Source organism: Pseudomonas sp. Sample_14, from assembly GCF_004307515.1.
Taxonomy (GTDB): Bacteria; Pseudomonadota; Gammaproteobacteria; order Pseudomonadales; family Pseudomonadaceae; genus Aquipseudomonas; species Aquipseudomonas atacamensis.
In genome coordinates this window covers 24634-42173 of sequence record NZ_RCOC01000096.1, presented here as the reverse complement: position 1 = coordinate 42173, position 17540 = coordinate 24634, and the positions used below count along the sequence as shown (strand labels likewise).

The following is a 17540-nucleotide window of genomic DNA, read 5'->3' as shown; positions in this document are numbered from 1 at the left end:
CAGCAGTCGTCGCTTTTATATTTTTTGGGGGGGCGCTTCGCACCCCAGCGGGGATAAATCCCCTCGCCACAGAGGTTGTGCGCCCCCCTACAATCCACCAGTCGCTTGAAAACCTACGCCAATCACCGTCAGCAACGACAACGGCAACAACAGCGTGTCGAGCAACGCGCTGGCAGGCAGGTCCACTCCCGGATAGCTCGGCGCCTCGGCACCGAACCGGTCCATGGCGCAGCAGCCGCCGTTCAACGCATACAAATCCAGGCGCGTCCCGGCGTACACCACCGGTGCGCCGGGTTTGGCTGCATCCAGCATGCGCACGGTAGCGCATCCAGCCAATTGCAGCGCCAGCACAAGCACCAGCAGCTTATTCATCGCTGCTCAGGTGATGCTCGCCCCAACGCGGCAGCATGTCCTGCGGGATGCCGAGCAGATTGAGAATCCGCGCCACAATGAAGTCGATCAGGTCATCGATGGTCTGCGGCTGGTGATAGAAGCCCGGCGAGGCCGGCAGAATCGTCACGCCCAGATTCGACAGCTTGAGCATGTGCTCCAGGTGAATGCTCGAGTACGGCGCCTCGCGCGGCACCAGAATCAACTGACGGCGCTCTTTCAGCGTAACGTCCGCCGCGCGTTCGATCAGGTTGTTGCAGGCGCCGGTGGCAATCGCCGACAGCGTGCCGGTCGAACACGGCACCACCACCATGGCTGCTGGCGCGCCGGAGCCGGAGGCTACCGGCGACATCCAGTCTTCCTTGCCATACACGCGAATCTGCCCGGCAGCGGCGCCGGTATATTCGGTCAGAAAGGCCTGCATCATCTGCGGTTTGTTCGGCAGGGACACGTCGGTCTCGGTGGCCATTACCAGTTGCGCTGCCTTGGAGATCAGGAAGTGCACTTCGCGATCTTCGCGCACCAGGCAATCGAGCAGGCGCAAACCGTACTGCGCGCCCGAAGCGCCGGTCATCGCCAGGGTGATGCGTTCCGGGCCGCCGGCCTGGGAAAAAGCGTTCATTGCAGTGCCTCGGCGAGCTTGCCGTGCAGGCCGCCGAAGCCGCCGTTGCTCATGATCACCACGTGAGTACCGGGCTGCGCCTGGCTCTTCACGCGTTCGATGATGCCTTCCAGGGAATCGCTGACAATCGACGGCACGGTGCATAACGCTGCGGTGGCGCCGAGGTCCCAGCCGAGGTTGGCCGGGGCGTACCAGATCACCTGATCGGCATCGACCACGCTGTCCGGCAGACCATCACGGTGGGCGCCGAGCTTCATCGAATTGGAGCGCGGCTCGATGATCGCAATCAACGGCGCGTCGCCGATGCGTTTGCGCAGGCCGTCGAGGGTGGTAGCGATGGCGGTCGGGTGATGGGCAAAGTCGTCGTAAATGGTGATGCCGCGCACCTCGGCGACTTTCTCCATGCGTCGTTTGACGTTCTTGAACGCGCTCAAACCGGCGATGCCCATCGATGGCACCACGCCAACGTGACGCGCGGCGGCCAGAGCAGCCAAGGCGTTGGCGACGTTGTGTTGACCGGTCAACTCCCACTCGACGGTGCCCTGGGACACGCCTTCGAACATCACTTCGAACGCCGAGCCGTCCTCGCTCAGTAGTTTGACCTGCCACTGACCGCCGGCGCCGGTGGTTTGCACCGGGGTCCAGCAACCCATCTCGATCACGCGCTGCAACGCTGGCTCGGTGGTCGGGTGGATGACCAGACCTTCGCTCGGAATGGTGCGCACCAAGTGGTGGAACTGACGTTCGATGGCCGGCAGATCAGGGAAGATGTCGGCGTGATCGAATTCAAGGTTGTTAAGGATGGCTGTGCGTGGACGGTAGTGGACGAATTTCGAGCGCTTGTCGAAGAAGGCGCTGTCGTATTCGTCAGCCTCGATCACAAAGAACGGCGTGCCGCCCAGGCGCGCCGACACCGAGAAATTCTGCGGCACGCCGCCGATGAGGAAACCCGGGCTCATGCCGGCATGCTCCAGCACCCAGGCGAGCATGCTGCTGGTGGTGGTCTTGCCGTGGGTACCGGCCACGGCCAGCACCCAGCGCCCTTGCAGCACGTGATCGGCCAGCCACTGCGGCCCCGAGACGTACGGCAGGCCTTTGTTCAGCACATATTCCACCGCCGGGTTGCCACGGGACATGGCATTACCGATCACCACCAGATCCGGCGCCGGATCGAGCTGTGCCGGGTCATAACCCTGCGTCAGCTGAATGCCCTGGGCCTCGAGCTGCGTGCTCATCGGTGGATAGACGTTGGCGTCGGAGCCGGTGACGTGATGGCCCAGCTCTTTGGCCAACACCGCCATCGAGCCCATGAAAGTCCCGCAGATACCCAGAATATGAATGTGCATAGTCGACCTCGTAAAACATGGCCGCAGGTTAGCGTAGGGAGGGGGAAATGGCACTCTTTAGCTGAGGGGCGGGCCTGTTCGACCTGATCGTTCCCACGCTCTGCGTGGGAATGCAGCACGGGACGCTCTGCGTCCCAAAGCGGACGCGGAGCGTCCGGGGAGGCGTTACCACGCGGAGCGTGGGAACGATCAGGTCGGTCAGGCAGAGCGGGCGATGCCGTGCTTGCGAAGCTTTCTGTACAGCGTATTGCGGCTGACGCCCAGCTGTTCAGCGGTATGGGTCATATGCCAGCGCGTCTGCTCCAGCGCACTGAGCAAGGCCAGTCGTTCGGCATCTTCCAATGGCTGCGCCGCCACAACCACCGGCCGCGCCTGCCGAATCATCACCGGCAAATCCTCAACGCCGACCCGGCCGCCATCACACAACGCCGCCAGCGTACGCAGGACATTGCGCAACTGCCGCACATTGCCCGGCCAGTTGAATGCCAACAACGCCTGCCGCGCCGGTTCGTCGATCAGAATCGTTTCGCCGCCGGCCTCCTCGGCCAGGAGAAAATCCAATAACTGCGATTTATCACTGCGCTCGCGCAACGCCGGCAACGCCACTTCCAGCCCGTTCAAGCGGTAATACAGGTCTTCACGGAAACTGCCGTCCTCGACCCGCTCGAGCAAATTGCGGTGCGTCGCACTGATGATGCGCACGTCTACCGCTTGCGGCTCGCCGCCAATCGGCACCACTTGCCGATCTTCCAGCACACGCAGCAAGCGCGTTTGCAACGCCAGTGGCATGTCGCCGATTTCGTCGAGGAACAAGGTGCCGCCATCGGCCTGTTGCAGCTTGCCGCGCATGCCGTCCTTGCGCGCGCCGGTGAAGCTGCCGCCGCGATAGCCGAACAGTTCGCTCTCGATCAGGCTTTCCGGAATGGCCGCGCAATTGAGTGCGACGAAAGCATTGCCGCAGCGCTGGCTGGCCTGGTGCACAGCCTTGGCGAACGCTTCCTTGCCCGAGCCGGTTTCGCCGTTGATCAACAGCGGCACGTCGCGCTCGAACACGCGCAGGGCTTTGCGAAATTCCGCCTGCAACGCTTCATCGCCGAGGCAAATGCCGGACAGGCGTGGCGCTGGAGCAGCGATTGGCGCTGGAACAATGGCAGTAGGCTTGCGCGATTCGCCGCGCAACACGGCAAACAGATGCCGGCCATCACGGGTGCGCAGCGGCCAACTGGCGCTGGCGTTGGCACTCGCGCGACCAAGCAGGTCATCCAGCGAACAATCGAAAAACGCTTCCACCGGTTTACCGAGCAAACCACCGCGAATATGCCCGAGCAGGTTCAGGGCGCTCTGGTTGACTGCGCTGATCCGCCCTTCGCCGTCAAACGCCAGCAGCCCTTCACTGAACAGGCCGACGGACTCGGCCTGCAGATGGAAACGCAGCAACCACTGATTGTCGAAACAGCGCAGGAAGTAGCAGCTCTCGATCATCTTCGCCGACAGATTGACCAGCGCCATGGTGTGGAACTGGCTCTGCCGCGAGACGTCCGGCCGCGCCGAAGACACATCGAGTACCGCCAGCAATTCACCATGGGGATCGAACACCGGGCTCGCCGAGCAGGTCAGCCCGGTGTGGCGGCCGCGAAAGTGTTCGTCCTGGTGAATGGTCAGCGCCTGACGCTCGACCAGGCAGGTACCGATGCCGTTGGTGCCTTCGCAGGCTTCGCTCCAGTCGGCGCCGAGCCAGAGACCGGCGCGCTCGAAAATCTTCCGTTCGGCCGGCGCGGTCACGCAATTGAGGATCACACCGCGCGCGTCAGTCAGCAGCACCGCATGGCCGGCGCCGGAGAGTTGCTGATGCAGGCTGCTCATCTCGGTGCCGGCAATTTGCAGCACTTGTTGCAGACGTTCGCGACTTTCCAGCACTCGGCCATGCTCGAGCACGGTCGGCGCCATGGTCACAGAAGGATCGAGGTGATAGTCCTCAAGGCAACGCAGCCACGAACGGGCGATCGATGGATCGGCGCCGGGGCCGTGCAGGTGCGGTTTGCCCTGGGTGACGGTGAGAACCTGGCGGGCATGGCGACTCAAATGGTTGTCGTGCATTTCTTATTGTTCTCCCCGAGAGGTCTACGCAATCCCGTGTAGGAGCTGCCGCAGGCTGCGATCTTTTGATCTTGATCTTGAAAAACAAAATCAAAGGATCGCAGCCTGCGGCAGCTCCTACACGGATTGCTGTTGGCTGAGGATCTCTCAGCCACCCGCGCATTGCAATGCTGGCAAGACCGCCCGGTCACGGGCTGTGTCGCAAGCGGTACAAATTGTCACCCGCGCTGTACCGAAACCGTCACAGCACCACTCCATTCGTCCGAGACAAACCGGCCAAGCCCTTGATTTGCCTGACCTGCACGGCAGTGGCCCGAGCCTTGCTCTACGCTTATAGCAAGCGCACTTGCGCGTTTCTCTAATAAGTACAAAGCCAAGGAGAACATCATCATGCGTTACGCCCACCCCGGTACTGACGGCGCCAAAGTCTCGTTCAAGAGTAAGTACGGCAACTACATCGGGGGCGAGTTCGTCGCGCCGGTCAAAGGTCAGTACTTCACCAATACCTCGCCAGTCAATGGCCAGCCAATTGCCGAATTCCCCCGCTCCACCGCCGAAGACATCGACAAGGCGCTGGACGCTGCCCACGCCGCCGCCGATGCGTGGGGCGCCACTTCGGTGCAGGCGCGCTCACTGATCCTGCTGAAAATTGCCGACCGCATCGAAGAAAACCTCGAACTGCTGGCGATCACCGAAACCTGGGACAACGGCAAAGCCATCCGTGAAACCCTCAACGCCGACATCCCCCTGGCCGCTGACCATTTCCGTTATTTCGCCGGTTGCCTGCGCGCTCAGGAAGGCAGCGCTGCGGAAATCGACGGCAACACCGTGGCTTACCACATTCATGAACCGCTGGGCGTGGTCGGCCAGATCATCCCGTGGAACTTCCCGCTGCTGATGGCCGCGTGGAAACTCGCGCCAGCGCTGGCCGCCGGTAACTGCGTGGTGCTCAAGCCTGCCGAGCAAACCCCGCTGGGCATCTGCGTGCTGATGGAACTGATCGGCGACTTGCTGCCGCCGGGCGTGCTCAACGTCGTGCAAGGCTTCGGCAAAGAAGCCGGCGAAGCCTTGGCGACCAGCAAGCGCATCGCCAAGATCGCCTTCACCGGCTCGACCCCGGTCGGCTCGCACATCATGAAATGCGCGGCGGAAAACATCATCCCATCCACCGTGGAACTGGGCGGCAAGTCGCCGAACATCTTCTTCGAAGACATCATGCAGGCTGAGCCGAGCTTCATCGAGAAAGCCGCTGAAGGTCTGGTACTGGCGTTCTTCAACCAGGGCGAAGTGTGCACCTGCCCATCGCGCGCACTGGTACAGGAGTCGATCTACGACGAATTCATGCAGGCCGTGATGAAGAAAGTCAGCCAGATCAAACGCGGCGACCCGCTGGACACCGACACCATGGTCGGCGCTCAGGCGTCGGAGCAGCAATTCGACAAGATCCTCTCGTACCTGGAAATCGCCAAGGGCGAAGGCGCGGAACTGTTGACCGGCGGCAAGGTGGAAAAACTCGAGGGCAGCCTGGCCACCGGTTATTACATCCAGCCGACCCTGCTCAAGGGCACCAACAAGATGCGCGTGTTCCAGGAAGAAATCTTCGGCCCGGTGGTGAGCATCACCACCTTCAAGGACGAAGCCGAAGCCCTGGCGATTGCCAACGACACCGAGTTCGGCCTCGGCGCCGGCCTGTGGACCCGCGACATCAACCGCGCCTACCGCATGGGCCGGGCGATCAAGGCCGGTCGCGTGTGGACCAACTGCTACCACCTGTATCCGGCGCATGCCGCATTCGGCGGTTACAAGAAGTCCGGCGTCGGGCGCGAAACCCACAAAATGATGCTCGACCATTACCAGCAGACCAAGAACCTGCTGGTGAGCTACGACATCAATCCGTTGGGATTCTTCTGACTCTGCATGAGTTGATCGCTGATCGTTCCCACGCTCCGCGTGGGAATGCCTCAACGGACGCTCCGCGTTCGGTTTCGAAAGGACGCGGAGCGACCCGGGCTGCATTCCCACGCAAAGCGTGGGAACGATCAGGTTCCTGGCTGTAGCCGGGCCAATAAAACAATAAAAATGGTGAACCCTATGCCAAGCGAATCCCCGGCCGGCGCTCCGGCGACCGGCTCCTCCGTCGACTTCGAAAAAGTCGGCACCGATTATTTCCAACAACGCGAACTGAAAAAAGGCGCCGCCGGCTGGGTCCTGCTGGTGGGCCTCGGCGTCGCTTATGTGATTTCCGGCGACTACGCCGGCTGGAATTTCGGCCTCGCCCAAGGTGGCTGGGGCGGCATGTTTCTCGCCACGCTGCTGATGGCGACCATGTACCTGTGCATGTGCTTTTCCCTGGCCGAACTGTCGTCGATGATTCCCACCGCCGGCGGCGGCTACGGTTTCGCCCGCAGTGCTTTCGGACCGTGGGGCGGGTTTCTCACCGGCACCGCGATCCTCATCGAGTACGCCATCGCCCCCGCTGCCATCGCGGTGTTCATCGGCGCCTACTGCGAGTCGCTGTTCGGTATTGGCGGCTGGATGATCTACCTGGCGTTCTACATCATCTTCATCGCCATCCATATTTTCGGGGTCGGCGAAGCGCTCAAGCTGATGTTCATCATTACCGCCGTCGCCGCGCTGGCGCTGGGTGTGTTTCTGGTGGCGATGGTGCCGCACTTCGACGTCGCCAATCTGCTCGACATCCCGGTGACCACTGCGGTCGGCGCCAGTCCGTTTCTGCCGTTCGGCTACGTCGGCGTGTGGGCGGCGATTCCCTATGCGATCTGGTTTTTCCTTGCCGTTGAAGGCGTGCCATTGGCCGCAGAAGAAACCAAAAACCCCAAGCGCGATCTGCCGCGTGGCCTGATCGGGGCAATGCTGGTGCTGCTGATGTTCGCCCTGCTGATTCTGATCGTCGGCCCCGGCGGCGCTGGTGCGAATTCGCTGCTGACGTCGGGTAACCCGCTGGTCGAAGCACTGAGCAAGGCCTACGGTGGCTCGACGTGGATGGGCAGCTTCGTCAATCTCGTCGGCCTGGCGGGGCTGATCGCCAGTTTCTTCTCGATCATCTACGCCTACTCGCGGCAGATCTTCGCGCTGTCGCGGGCCGGTTATCTGCCGCGCAAACTGTCGCAGACCAACAAAAGCAAGGCGCCGGTGCTGGCCCTGGTGATTCCCGGCATCATCGGCTTTGGTCTGTCGCTGACCGGTCAGGGCGACTTGCTGATTCTGGTCGCGGTATTCGGCGCAACCATTTCCTACGTGCTGATGATGGCCGCGCACATCACCCTGCGTATCCGGCGCCCCAAAATGGACCGGCCGTACCGCACGCCGGGTGGCATTTTCACCTCGGGTGTGGCGCTGGTATTGGCGTGCATCGCCGTGGTGGCGGGCTTCCTCGTCGATCCACGGGTGGTGATCGGCGCGGCGATCATCTATGGAGTGTTAATTGCTTACTTTGCTTTCTACAGTCGGCATCACTTGGTAGCGGGCACGCCGGAAGAAGAATTCGCGGCGATTCAAAAAGCTGAACAAGCCCTGCACTGATTGTCGAAAACCACGGCGCAGAGGCATTCTGCGCCGTCACGGAGAACGCTGAATGGCCAGTTTTGCTCACACGGTCGGCGCGCAGACTTACCGCTTCGACAGCCTCAAAGACGTCATGGCCAAGGCCAGCCCCGCCCGCTCGGGGGATTTTCTCGCCGAGATCGCCGCGCTCAACGACGGCGAACGGGTGGCCGCGCAAATGGCCCTGGCGGACATCCCGCTCGCCCACTTCCTGCAAGAAGCGCTGATTCCCTACGAAGCCGATGAAGTCACTCGGCTGATCATCGACACCCACGACAAGCAAGCCTTCGCCGTGGTCAGCCACCTCACCGTTGGCGGCTTTCGCGACTGGCTGCTCAGTGATGCGGCGGACGAAACCAGCCTGCGCGCCCTCGCCCCCGGTTTGACCCCGGAAATGGTCGCCGCCGTGTCGAAGATCATGCGCGTGCAGGATCTGGTGCTGGTCGCGCAGAAAATCCGCGTGGTCACCCAATTTCGCGGCACCCTCGGTTTACGCGGGCGCCTGTCGACCCGCCTGCAACCCAACCACCCGACCGACGAGCCGTCCGGCATCGCCGCGAGCATTCTCGACGGCCTGCTCTACGGCAACGGCGATGCGATGATCGGGGTCAACCCGGCCACCGACAGCATCGCTTCGATCTGCGCGATGCTGGAGATGCTCGACGCGATCATCCAGCGCTACGACATCCCGACCCAAGCCTGCGTGCTGACCCACGTCACCACCTCGATCGAGGCGATCAACCGTGGCGTGCCGCTGGATCTGGTGTTCCAGTCGATTGCCGGCACTGAGGCTGCCAATGCCAGTTTCGGTATCAATCTGAATGTCTTGCAGGAAGGCTACGACGCCGGGCTCAGTCTCAAGCGCGGCACACTCGGGCAGAACCTGATGTATTTCGAAACCGGTCAGGGCAGCGCGCTGTCGGCCAACGCCCACCACGGCGTCGATCAACAGACCTGCGAGACAAGGGCCTACGCCGTGGCGCGACATTTCAAGCCGTTCCTGGTGAACACCGTCGTAGGATTTATCGGCCCGGAGTACCTCTACAACGGCAAGCAGATCATCCGCGCCGGCCTTGAAGATCACTTCTGCGGCAAGCTGCTCGGTGTGCCGATGGGCTGCGACATCTGCTACACCAACCACGCCGAAGCCGATCAGGACGACATGGACACCCTGCTGACGTTGCTCGGCGTCGCCGGGATCAACTTCATCATGGGCATCCCCGGCTCCGACGACATCATGCTCAATTACCAGACCACTTCGTTTCACGACGCTTTGTACGCCCGCCAGACCCTGGGCCTGAAACCGGCGCCGGAGTTCGAGCAATGGCTGGCCAACATGGGCATCTTCACCCAGGCGGACGGCAAGGTTCGCTTCGGCAACAATCTGCCGCCGGCCTTCCGCCAGGCCTTGGCGCACTTGGGATGAGTCTTATGGAAAAACCTCCGGTCGATCCGCAAAACCCGTGGCTGGAACTGCGCCGCCTGACCCCGGCACGCATTGCCCTGGGCCGCACCGGCACCAGTCTGCCGACGCGGGCGCAGCTGGATTTTCAGTTTGCCCACGCCCAGGCCCGCGATGCCGTGCACCTGGCCTTCGATCACAGCGAAATCAGCGCACAACTGAGCGAGCGCGGGCGGGAAACCCTGGCGCTGCAAAGCGCCGCGCCGGACCGACACACCTACCTGCAACGCCCGGACCTGGGGCGCAAGCTCAGCGATGAAGCGGCGCAGACCTTGCGCGACTATGCCAGCCAATACCCGGGCGGCGTCGATCTGGTGCTTGTCGTCGCGGATGGCCTGTCGGCGCTGGCGGTGCATCGCCACACCCTGCCGTTCCTGACGCGCCTGGAAGAACAGATGAGCGGCGACGACTGGTCCGTGGCGCCGGTGGTGCTGGTCGAGCAGGGTCGCGTCGCCATCGGTGACGAGATCGGCCAGTTGCTCGGGGCGAAAATGGTGGTAATGCTGATCGGCGAGCGCCCGGGCCTGAGTTCGCCGGACAGCCTCGGGCTGTATTTCACCTACGCGCCAAAGGTCGGCCTGACCGACGCGTATCGCAACTGCATTTCCAATGTTCGGCTTGAAGGTTTGAGCTACGGCATGGCGGCGCATCGCTTGCTGTATCTGATGCGCGAGGCGTGTCGGCGCCAGCTGTCGGGGGTCAACCTGAAGGATGAAGCTCAGCTGCATACATTGGAGGCGGACGACGCTGTCGACATGAAAGGCAACTTCCTGCTCGATCCACCGCCAGCCTGAACCGTTTCCGCATTGCCTTTCTGCGCTGCTTTCAGGCAGGATCGACGCACGGCCGCCCGGGTTTCCCATCGCCGTCAGAGCAGTTGAAGACAGCCACTTGAAGACGAGACCTATCATGCGGATTATTCAAGCGACCCTCGAACATCTGGATTTGCTGACTCCTTTGTTCGTCAAATATCGCGAGTTCTACGGCTCCCTGCCTTACCCGGATTCCTCCCGCGCGTTCCTCGAAAAACGCCTGCGCCGCAAAGAGTCGGTGATCTATCTGGCCCTGGCCGACGATGACGACAAGAAACTCATGGGCTTCTGCCAGCTCTATCCGAGCTTTTCGTCGCTGTCGCTCAAACGCGTGTGGATTCTCAACGATATCTACGTTGCCGAAGATGCGCGCCGGCAACTGGTGGCCGACAACCTGATCCGCACCGCAAAGAAAATGGCCAAGGAAACCCAGGCCGTGCGCATGCGCGTCTCGACCAGCGCGAACAACGAAGTGGCGCAGAAAACCTACGAATCAATCGGCTTCAAGGAAGACACCGAGTTCAAGAACTACGTACTGCCAATCAGCGACGAGCTCTGACTCCAACGGCTTCGGTGATGAGGGAGTTCGCTCCCTCGCCACGGCCGCCCCTTCCCTGACAATTGCTCACTTCGCGACACTCCCCGCTACAAAACCGGCGCGCTTTTCAGCGGTCAGACCGTATAATCCCGATCTTTCCGGCTTGTAAGAAAAACTACACCCCGCTGTAGGCTTACACGAAGTCATCCGCACAGGCCTGCCGAGTCGGGCCGTCATACAGGTGCCCCCATGGATTTCAACCCGCTCGACCTTATCCTGCATCTCGATGTGTATCTCGATTTGCTGGTGAACAACTATGGGCCATGGATCTACGCCATCCTGTTTCTGGTGATCTTCTGTGAAACCGGTCTGGTGGTGATGCCGTTCCTGCCGGGTGACTCGCTGCTGTTCATCGCTGGCGCAGTGGCGGCCGGCGGTGGCATGGATCCGGTGCTGCTCGGCGGCCTGCTGATGCTGGCGGCGATCATGGGCGACAGTACCAACTACGTGATCGGACGCACGGCCGGGGAGAAGCTGTTCAGCAACCCGAACTCGAAAATCTTCCGTCGCGACTACCTGCAAAAAACCCACGACTTCTACGACAAGCACGGCGGCAAGACCGTGACCATGGCGCGTTTCCTGCCGATCATCCGCACCTTCGCGCCGTTCGTCGCGGGCGTGGCGCGGATGCCGTACCCGCGTTTCTTCGGCTTCAGCGTGCTCGGCACCATCCTCTGGGTCGGCGGTCTGGTCACTCTGGGTTACTTCTTCGGCAACGTGCCGTTCATCAAGAAAAACCTCTCGTTACTGGTGGTGGCAATCATCCTGCTGTCGCTGGTGCCGATGATCATCGGCGTGGTGCGCAGCCGGTTCGGCGGCACCAAAGTGCAATCGCACTGAACCGATGTGGTCACTGAGCGCCTGGCGACGCCGGCGCCTCCTGGCCAGGCACCCGATTGCCGACGACCTGTGGCAACGGGTGCGCCATCAACTCTCCTTCCTCGATGGCATCAGCGCTGCTGAAGACCAGTGGTTGCGCGAGGCCTGCGTGCTGTTTCTCGACGACAAACACCTGACCGCCCTGCCCGGTGTCGAACTGCATCAGGAACAACGCCTGCTGCTCGCCGCGCAAGCACAGTTGCCGCTGCTGCATCTCGGTGATCTGAACTGGTACCAGGGTTTCCACGAGATCGTGCTGTACCCGGATGACTTTCTCAGCCCGCAACGTCATCGCGATGCCAGCGGCGTCGAGCATGAGTGGGACGGCGAACACAGCGGCGAAGCCTGGCAACAGGGGCCGGTGATTCTCGCCTGGCCCGGCGTACAGGCCAGCGGTGGCTGGGAAGGCTACAACCTGGTGATCCACGAACTGGCGCACAAGCTCGATATGCTCAACGGCGACGCCAACGGCCTGCCGCCACTGCACACCGACATGCGCGTCAGCGACTGGGCTGAAGTGATGCAGGCCGCCTACGACGACCTCAACCGCCAGCTCGACCACGATCCCGACGCCGAAACCGCCATCGATCCCTACGCCGCCGAGAACCCGGCCGAGTTCTTCGCCGTCACCAGCGAATACTTCTTCAGCGCCCCGGATCTGCTCCACGAGGCTTATCCACAGGTCTACTTGCAACTGCAGCTTTTCTACCGGCAGGATCCGTTGGGCAGACTGCGGCAACTTCAGGCCACAGACCCGGTCTATCAGGCGCACGACTAAGCTCTGCACGACTTCTGGTACGTGGCGTCGACGTAGGAATGTGCCTATAATCGCCGCCACTTTTTGGTCAATCCGGCCAAGTGTTTTTGGTCAACTACGGGGGCAACGCCCAATGAGCTACAGCAAGATTCCGGCTGGCAAAGACCTGCCGAACGACATCTACGTCGCGATCGAGATCCCGGCCAACCACGCGCCGATCAAATACGAAATCGACAAAGACAGCGATTGCCTGTTCGTTGACCGTTTCATGGCCACCCCAATGTTCTACCCGGCCAACTACGGTTACATCCCGAACACCCTGGCTGACGACGGTGATCCCCTCGACGTGCTGGTCGTGACCCCTTACCCGGTAGCGCCAGGCTCGGTAATCCGCGCCCGTCCGGTCGGCATCCTGAACATGACCGACGACGGCGGCGGCGATGCCAAAGTCATCGCCGTGCCACACGACAAACTGTCGCAGCTGTACGTCGATGTGAAGGAATACACCGACCTGCCACCTCTGCTGATCCAGCAGATCGAGCACTTCTTCGCGAACTACAAGGATCTCGAGAAGGGCAAGTGGGTCAAGATCGAAGGCTGGGCCGGCGCAGACGCCGCCCGCGAAGCGATCACCAAGTCGGTTGCCGCCTACAAGGGCTAAGCAATTGCGCTTTGCGTGACGCTTGAAAAAAACCCCGGATTTCCGGGGTTTTTTGTTATTGGCGTCTGCATAATCGACTCGGTTGTTCAGGTCGATGTAACTCGAAATACACCTTGGTCGGCCCCCTCTCCCTCCGGGAGAGGGTTGGGGTGAGGGGCTCTTGAAAAAGCCCGACTAAACAAATCGTTTAAATTCCTACATGCAGTTTTAATCTGTTTAATTTCCCACAAGTACGTCTTACATCCCGTCGCAAAATACAGGCTTTTTTTGAACGCCCGGTTTATTCAAACCGCTATAGTCCGGCCGTAGACTCCGTGTTTATGAGAAAGAACACTAGCGGTCCACGATTCAAGGCACTCCTGGAAGCAGCGAACATCAGCACCACGGATTTCGCAAGGTTCTGGGGCACGGAAGCCCAAAACGTTCATAACTGGTACACCCGGGGCGTCCCGGCGTATCGCATGGAAGAAGTCTCACGCCTGTTGTCGGTCAATAGTGAATGGCTGAAAACCGGGGAAGGCGTCAAGGAGGTCGCGCGCCTGCACCCACCCGCCAGCAACGGCGACACGTTCGATGCCCAGTCCATCTACGGCGTCTACACCGTCATCAACCCCAGCGACATTGACTTGGCATTTTTCAAGGAAACCCCGATCGCCAACGGCGACGGCAAAACCCACGTCATCCTCGACCCCGACCAATCCCTGCGCCTGCCCCGCGCCCACCTCGATCAACTCGACATCCAGCACGCCAACGCCATCTGCGCGCACATGATCGGCAACAGCATGGCCGATCGCATCGAAGACGGCTCCATCGTCGCCATCGACCGCGGTCTGACCCAGGTCGTCGACGGCGAAATCTACGCCGTAGAGCACGACGGCATGCTGCGCATCAAATACCTGCACCGCATGCCCGGCAACGGCTTGCGCATGCGCAGCCACAACAGCGCCGAATACCCCGACGAGGTCTTCCGGCCGGCGCAGATCGAAGAGCAGCGGATTCACATTCTTGGCTGGGTGTTCTGGTGGTCGACACTGGGCAAGCGCCGGCCGGTGGTGCCGTTTCTATGACAGTTCATTCGAACCTGTGGTAGCGGGCTTGCCCGCGAATAGGCCCTGACAACCGGTACAAATCCCGAGTTTGTAGCGCTTCAGTCGCTCTAAACCGCACTCGAGGCTGGGAATCCAGAGCAAAACTCAGTATCCTGCGCCCCACATTCGCGCATCGACCCGCCCAGCGGCTCGGATGACGCCCGACGCGGCAGACCAACGTCTGACCAAGTCCCACAGCCGGACGCAGATCCGGATGTACGTTTTGAAGGCTGGCGCGGTTTACCAAAAATAAACCAAGCCAGTCCCCGAGAAGCCGGCCACAAGCCGGCTTTTTAATGCCTGCAAAAAGGCTACGCCTCTCGCTTGGAAGGAATCGAACAAGCTGGGCACCACTGTTCCGAAACGCTTCACAAGGAAGTTAAAACGTGCGATTCGCCCCTCGTTTCACACTGCTTGGACCGGTCATCCTGATCGCTGCGATGAGTTTTTATCTCTCAGGCTGCGTCGGTGCCATCGTGGCTTTGCCTGAGAAAACCACACTCAGAACTGACGAGTACAAAGCTCTAAGTGCTCGTTCGCTCACGCCAGCGATTACCCGAACCGCGCAATCAGCGCCTACCCGTGAATGGTGTGGCATCACGGTTTGGGCGTTGATCATTCCTGTTCCGCTGAAATTGCCCGTGTGTACGTCGTATTCCGAGCAGTCCTTTGGCAGTGACGAGTCCGGCAATGAAATTGTTTTGCTCTATTCAAAACAAACGGTGCCGTCGCCGTTCTACGCCTGCGGGCCGTTCATGATGCTGGGCCCGATTGTGCATGGTTATCAGGGCAACGCGCTTTGCGGCGTTTTTCCTGATTAGCCGGATTCACGGATAACTGAACGACTTCACCAACGTCAGCTCCCCCGCCGTCCGCATCGGCACTACAAACGTCTCCATCTTCTCGCTCGGCGTGCCTTCTTCAGTAATCACCGTCACCTGCGCCGTGGTCAGCGCCTGAACCGCTTCATCCCCACCTTCGTCATCTCCGCGATATCCACCGCCGTAATAATTCACATACACCAGATATTGCCCCTTGATCGGCGCGGGCATGGCTGCGATTTCCGGGCCGTAGCCGGTGGTGACGTCGACGTCGAGGGCGGCGCCGTTGGCGGCGCTGCGGTTGCCGTACCAGATGTGGGCGCCGTCGGGGGTGACGAGGTGCAGGTCGAGGTCGGTGCCGTCGCTGTCCCAGGCCAGCAGGACGCGCAGTTTGGCCGGGGTGGCGCCGCCGCGGGCGTTGAGGAATTGCGTGCGGTGGCGTTGCTGGCCGTCGGCGCTGCGCACTTCGACGCTGTTGCTGCCGTTGGGGAAGGAGAACGGGCGATCGAAGCCGCCGGCGGGGTCGATTTTCAGCGGCATGCTGACGCCGTTGACGATCAGGCGGCCGGGTTCGTTGTTCTTCGGCACGGCTTTGATCTGGCCGCTGATTCTGGCGGTATTGGCCTGGCCAAGCGGTGTGTTGACCGACGAGGCCGGGTAGTTGACGGTCTGGCGAAAGCTCTCGCCCTCGCCTTGCGGAGCGCCGCTGCGCCAGCCGCCCACCGGGGTGTCGAGTTTGACGCCATCGGCGGCGAACGCTTGCGGCAGTACGTTGAGGGCACAGAGCAGCAGCAAGACCTGTGGATAACGGAGTGTCATGGTCTATTCCAGCAAAAGGTGACGGGCGAGCCCTTCGATGTAGGTTTCATCCTGGCCGTTGGGGTGTGCTTCGAAGGCCAGGTGCAGATATTCGTGGGTCAGATCGAGGCGATCCTGCAGGGTCAGTACGCCGCGCACGTAAATGCGCTGGCGTTCGCGGTCGACGAAGGGTCGGCCGAAGGCGAGTTTGCATACGGCGAAAGTGCTGACTTCGTTGTAGCCGGTTTCGCTTTCAAGCCTCGGACGCCAGCCGCGTCGCTGCTTTTGCAGCCAGTCTTGCGCGGCGGGCAATGCTTCGCAGGAAGCGACCGGGTTGTCCCAACGGCTGAGGCTGGCGCGTGGATAGGCGTGCAGCAGAATCGCGTCGAAACGTTGGCCGGCGTTCGCTTGCTCGACGGCTTGCTGCCAGGCGAGTTTGTCCGGGCCGGGCTGGTCGGAGTGATAGGTGACGGTGCTGCCGGCCAGTACCAGGTCCGCCGTCCACGCCGCGATGTTGCGTGACTCGGCCGAGGCTGGACGCGGGGCGACGCGCTGGCGATTGCTGCTGTCGTCGATGCTCAGGCAGTCGCCGTTGCGCGTGGCGTTTTGCAGCAGATAAGTGCGGATCGCTACGGCCAGCGCCTTGGCGGCTTCGGCGGGTTGCGGTTTGGCTTCGCGTTCGAGAACGCGAGCGACATATTCTTCGCGATCAAGTCTTGCGACGAGTTTGTCGTTGAGCAGAAACAGTTCGCCATCGCTGTGGATGTCCAGCGCATTGCCGTTGGCGAATTCGACGCGGTAGTCGCCGCGCAATGGCCCGGACGTGGCGACACGGTCCCCGACCAGAACCTTCGAAACCGGATATTTCGAAAACAGCCCGACTTCCACACAACGCCCCGTGTCCGCTGGCCACGCCGTCGGCAACACGCTGGCCAGCGCCTGACCGTAGTGACGCAGAACCATTTGACTGGTACCGCGCCCACCCGCCCAGATCGGTGCGCCGTCGGCGCTCCAGCCGGCGAATCCACCTTGCCGCGATTGTGCATCCTGGTCGCCGAGCCAGCTCCAGGTCTTCACCCGCAGGCGTCCGCCCAACTCGCCGACAACATTGCCGTCCGCCGCGTTCAGCACGACATCGAGCAGCACGCGGCGCATCTGTTCCTGCGCTGGCAGCAACGCCAGAACGCTCAATAACTCGGCAACCGAAACCCTTGTTGCCGGTTGCACGGCTGGCAAATCCAGCAACCACGACGGCGCTTGCCGCGCCTGCCAATACGCTCGCCAATCCGTCGCTGCAATGCCCAACCGCGCCGGTTCGAAATACAGACCGCAGGATTTCACCAGCGCCTGATCCCGCTCTATCCTGCCGCCCGCCGAGCAGCAATAAACTTCTTCTTTGGACTGCCCGCGACATTCATACGCCGGTTCCCGTGCACCGGTATCCACCAGCCACGCGTAGACGAACAACTTCCACAGACTGCCCAGCGGCGCATCCAGCGACGCTGGCAACGGTTCGCGCTTGGTCAGTTGCGTCTGACTCAACGACAACAAGTCGCCCTGATAGGCCACGCGCAACGGCTCGTCCTGCGCTGTCGCCAGCGCAGGCATCACACCCATCAGCAGCCACAACAGCGGCCGGCGCATG

The 17540-nt window shown here is 61.6% G+C and carries 16 protein-coding genes; 10 read left to right on the top strand and 6 right to left on the bottom strand.

From position 1 onward, the window contains the following. Window positions 1–87: 87 nt before the first annotated feature. From D8U61_RS24565 to D8U61_RS24550, 4 genes are all read right to left on the bottom strand, one after another. Window positions 88–372: a YceK/YidQ family lipoprotein gene (locus D8U61_RS24565; RefSeq protein ID WP_130927830.1), complete on the bottom strand. Its 285-nt coding sequence runs from the start codon at window positions 370–372 to the stop codon at window positions 88–90. Continuing rightward, window positions 365–1012, bottom strand: coding sequence for a flavin prenyltransferase UbiX (ubiX, locus tag D8U61_RS24560; RefSeq protein ID WP_130927829.1), 648 nt, complete (start codon window positions 1010–1012; stop codon window positions 365–367). The genes D8U61_RS24565 and ubiX overlap by 8 nt, the downstream gene beginning before the upstream one ends. Continuing rightward, the gene (gene mpl, locus D8U61_RS24555) at window positions 1009–2358 is read right to left on the bottom strand and encodes a UDP-N-acetylmuramate:L-alanyl-gamma-D-glutamyl-meso-diaminopimelate ligase (protein WP_016773007.1); all 1350 of its coding nucleotides are present in this window, start codon (window positions 2356–2358) and stop codon (window positions 1009–1011) included. Before mpl ends, ubiX begins: the two co-directional genes overlap by 4 nt. Before the next feature lie 198 nt (window positions 2359–2556). Next, window positions 2557–4455: a sigma-54-dependent Fis family transcriptional regulator gene (locus tag D8U61_RS24550; RefSeq protein WP_130927828.1), complete on the bottom strand. Its 1899-nt coding sequence runs from the start codon at window positions 4453–4455 to the stop codon at window positions 2557–2559. A 390-nt stretch (window positions 4456–4845) separates the two neighbouring features. Between D8U61_RS24550 and D8U61_RS24540 the strand changes: the two genes are divergently transcribed. The 10 genes from D8U61_RS24540 to D8U61_RS24495 all read left to right on the top strand — a co-directional run bounded on the left by D8U61_RS24540 (window position 4846) and on the right by D8U61_RS24495 (window position 15097). Further along, entirely contained in the window at window positions 4846–6366 is a 1521-nt protein-coding gene (locus tag D8U61_RS24540) for an aldehyde dehydrogenase family protein (RefSeq protein ID WP_024014465.1), read from the top strand. A gap of 180 nt (window positions 6367–6546) precedes the next feature. Then, window positions 6547–7998, top strand: coding sequence for an ethanolamine permease (eat, locus tag D8U61_RS24535; RefSeq protein ID WP_024014466.1), 1452 nt, complete (start codon window positions 6547–6549; stop codon window positions 7996–7998). 52 nt (window positions 7999–8050) lie between these two features. After that, window positions 8051–9445, top strand: coding sequence for an ethanolamine ammonia-lyase subunit EutB (locus D8U61_RS24530; RefSeq protein WP_130927827.1), 1395 nt, complete (start codon window positions 8051–8053; stop codon window positions 9443–9445). A gap of 5 nt (window positions 9446–9450) precedes the next feature. Next, window positions 9451–10275: an ethanolamine ammonia-lyase subunit EutC gene (eutC, locus tag D8U61_RS24525; RefSeq protein WP_130927826.1), complete on the top strand. Its 825-nt coding sequence runs from the start codon at window positions 9451–9453 to the stop codon at window positions 10273–10275. Between the two features lie 115 nt (window positions 10276–10390). Then, complete coding sequence (locus tag D8U61_RS24520) at window positions 10391–10852, top strand: GNAT family N-acetyltransferase (protein WP_016773002.1); 462 nt, start codon at window positions 10391–10393, stop codon at window positions 10850–10852. Between the two features lie 228 nt (window positions 10853–11080). Next, the gene (locus D8U61_RS24515) at window positions 11081–11731 is read left to right on the top strand and encodes a DedA family protein (RefSeq protein WP_016773001.1); all 651 of its coding nucleotides are present in this window, start codon (window positions 11081–11083) and stop codon (window positions 11729–11731) included. A 4-nt stretch (window positions 11732–11735) separates the two neighbouring features. Then, window positions 11736–12548 (top strand): zinc-dependent peptidase, encoded by an 813-nt coding sequence (locus D8U61_RS24510; protein WP_016773000.1) that lies wholly within the window; start codon window positions 11736–11738, stop codon window positions 12546–12548. Between the two features lie 112 nt (window positions 12549–12660). After that, entirely contained in the window at window positions 12661–13188 is a 528-nt protein-coding gene (gene ppa / locus D8U61_RS24505) for an inorganic diphosphatase (protein ID WP_003205933.1), read from the top strand. 320 nt (window positions 13189–13508) lie between these two features. Continuing rightward, complete coding sequence (locus D8U61_RS24500) at window positions 13509–14255, top strand: S24 family peptidase (RefSeq protein ID WP_038860948.1); 747 nt, start codon at window positions 13509–13511, stop codon at window positions 14253–14255. Window positions 14256–14662: 407 nt separating this feature from the next. Next, window positions 14663–15097: a hypothetical protein gene (locus D8U61_RS24495; protein ID WP_225914394.1), complete on the top strand. Its 435-nt coding sequence runs from the start codon at window positions 14663–14665 to the stop codon at window positions 15095–15097. A 6-nt stretch (window positions 15098–15103) separates the two neighbouring features. On the opposite strand, the gene D8U61_RS24490 is transcribed toward D8U61_RS24495, so the two are convergent. After that, window positions 15104–15916: a DUF2135 domain-containing protein gene (locus D8U61_RS24490; RefSeq protein WP_110602926.1), complete on the bottom strand. Its 813-nt coding sequence runs from the start codon at window positions 15914–15916 to the stop codon at window positions 15104–15106. A gap of 3 nt (window positions 15917–15919) precedes the next feature. Next, window positions 15920–17539 carry a DUF2300 domain-containing protein gene (locus D8U61_RS24485; RefSeq protein WP_130927825.1) on the bottom strand — a complete coding sequence of 540 codons (1620 nt, stop codon included), beginning with the start codon at window positions 17537–17539 and terminating at the stop codon, window positions 15920–15922. Window position 17540 lies beyond the last annotated feature (1 nt).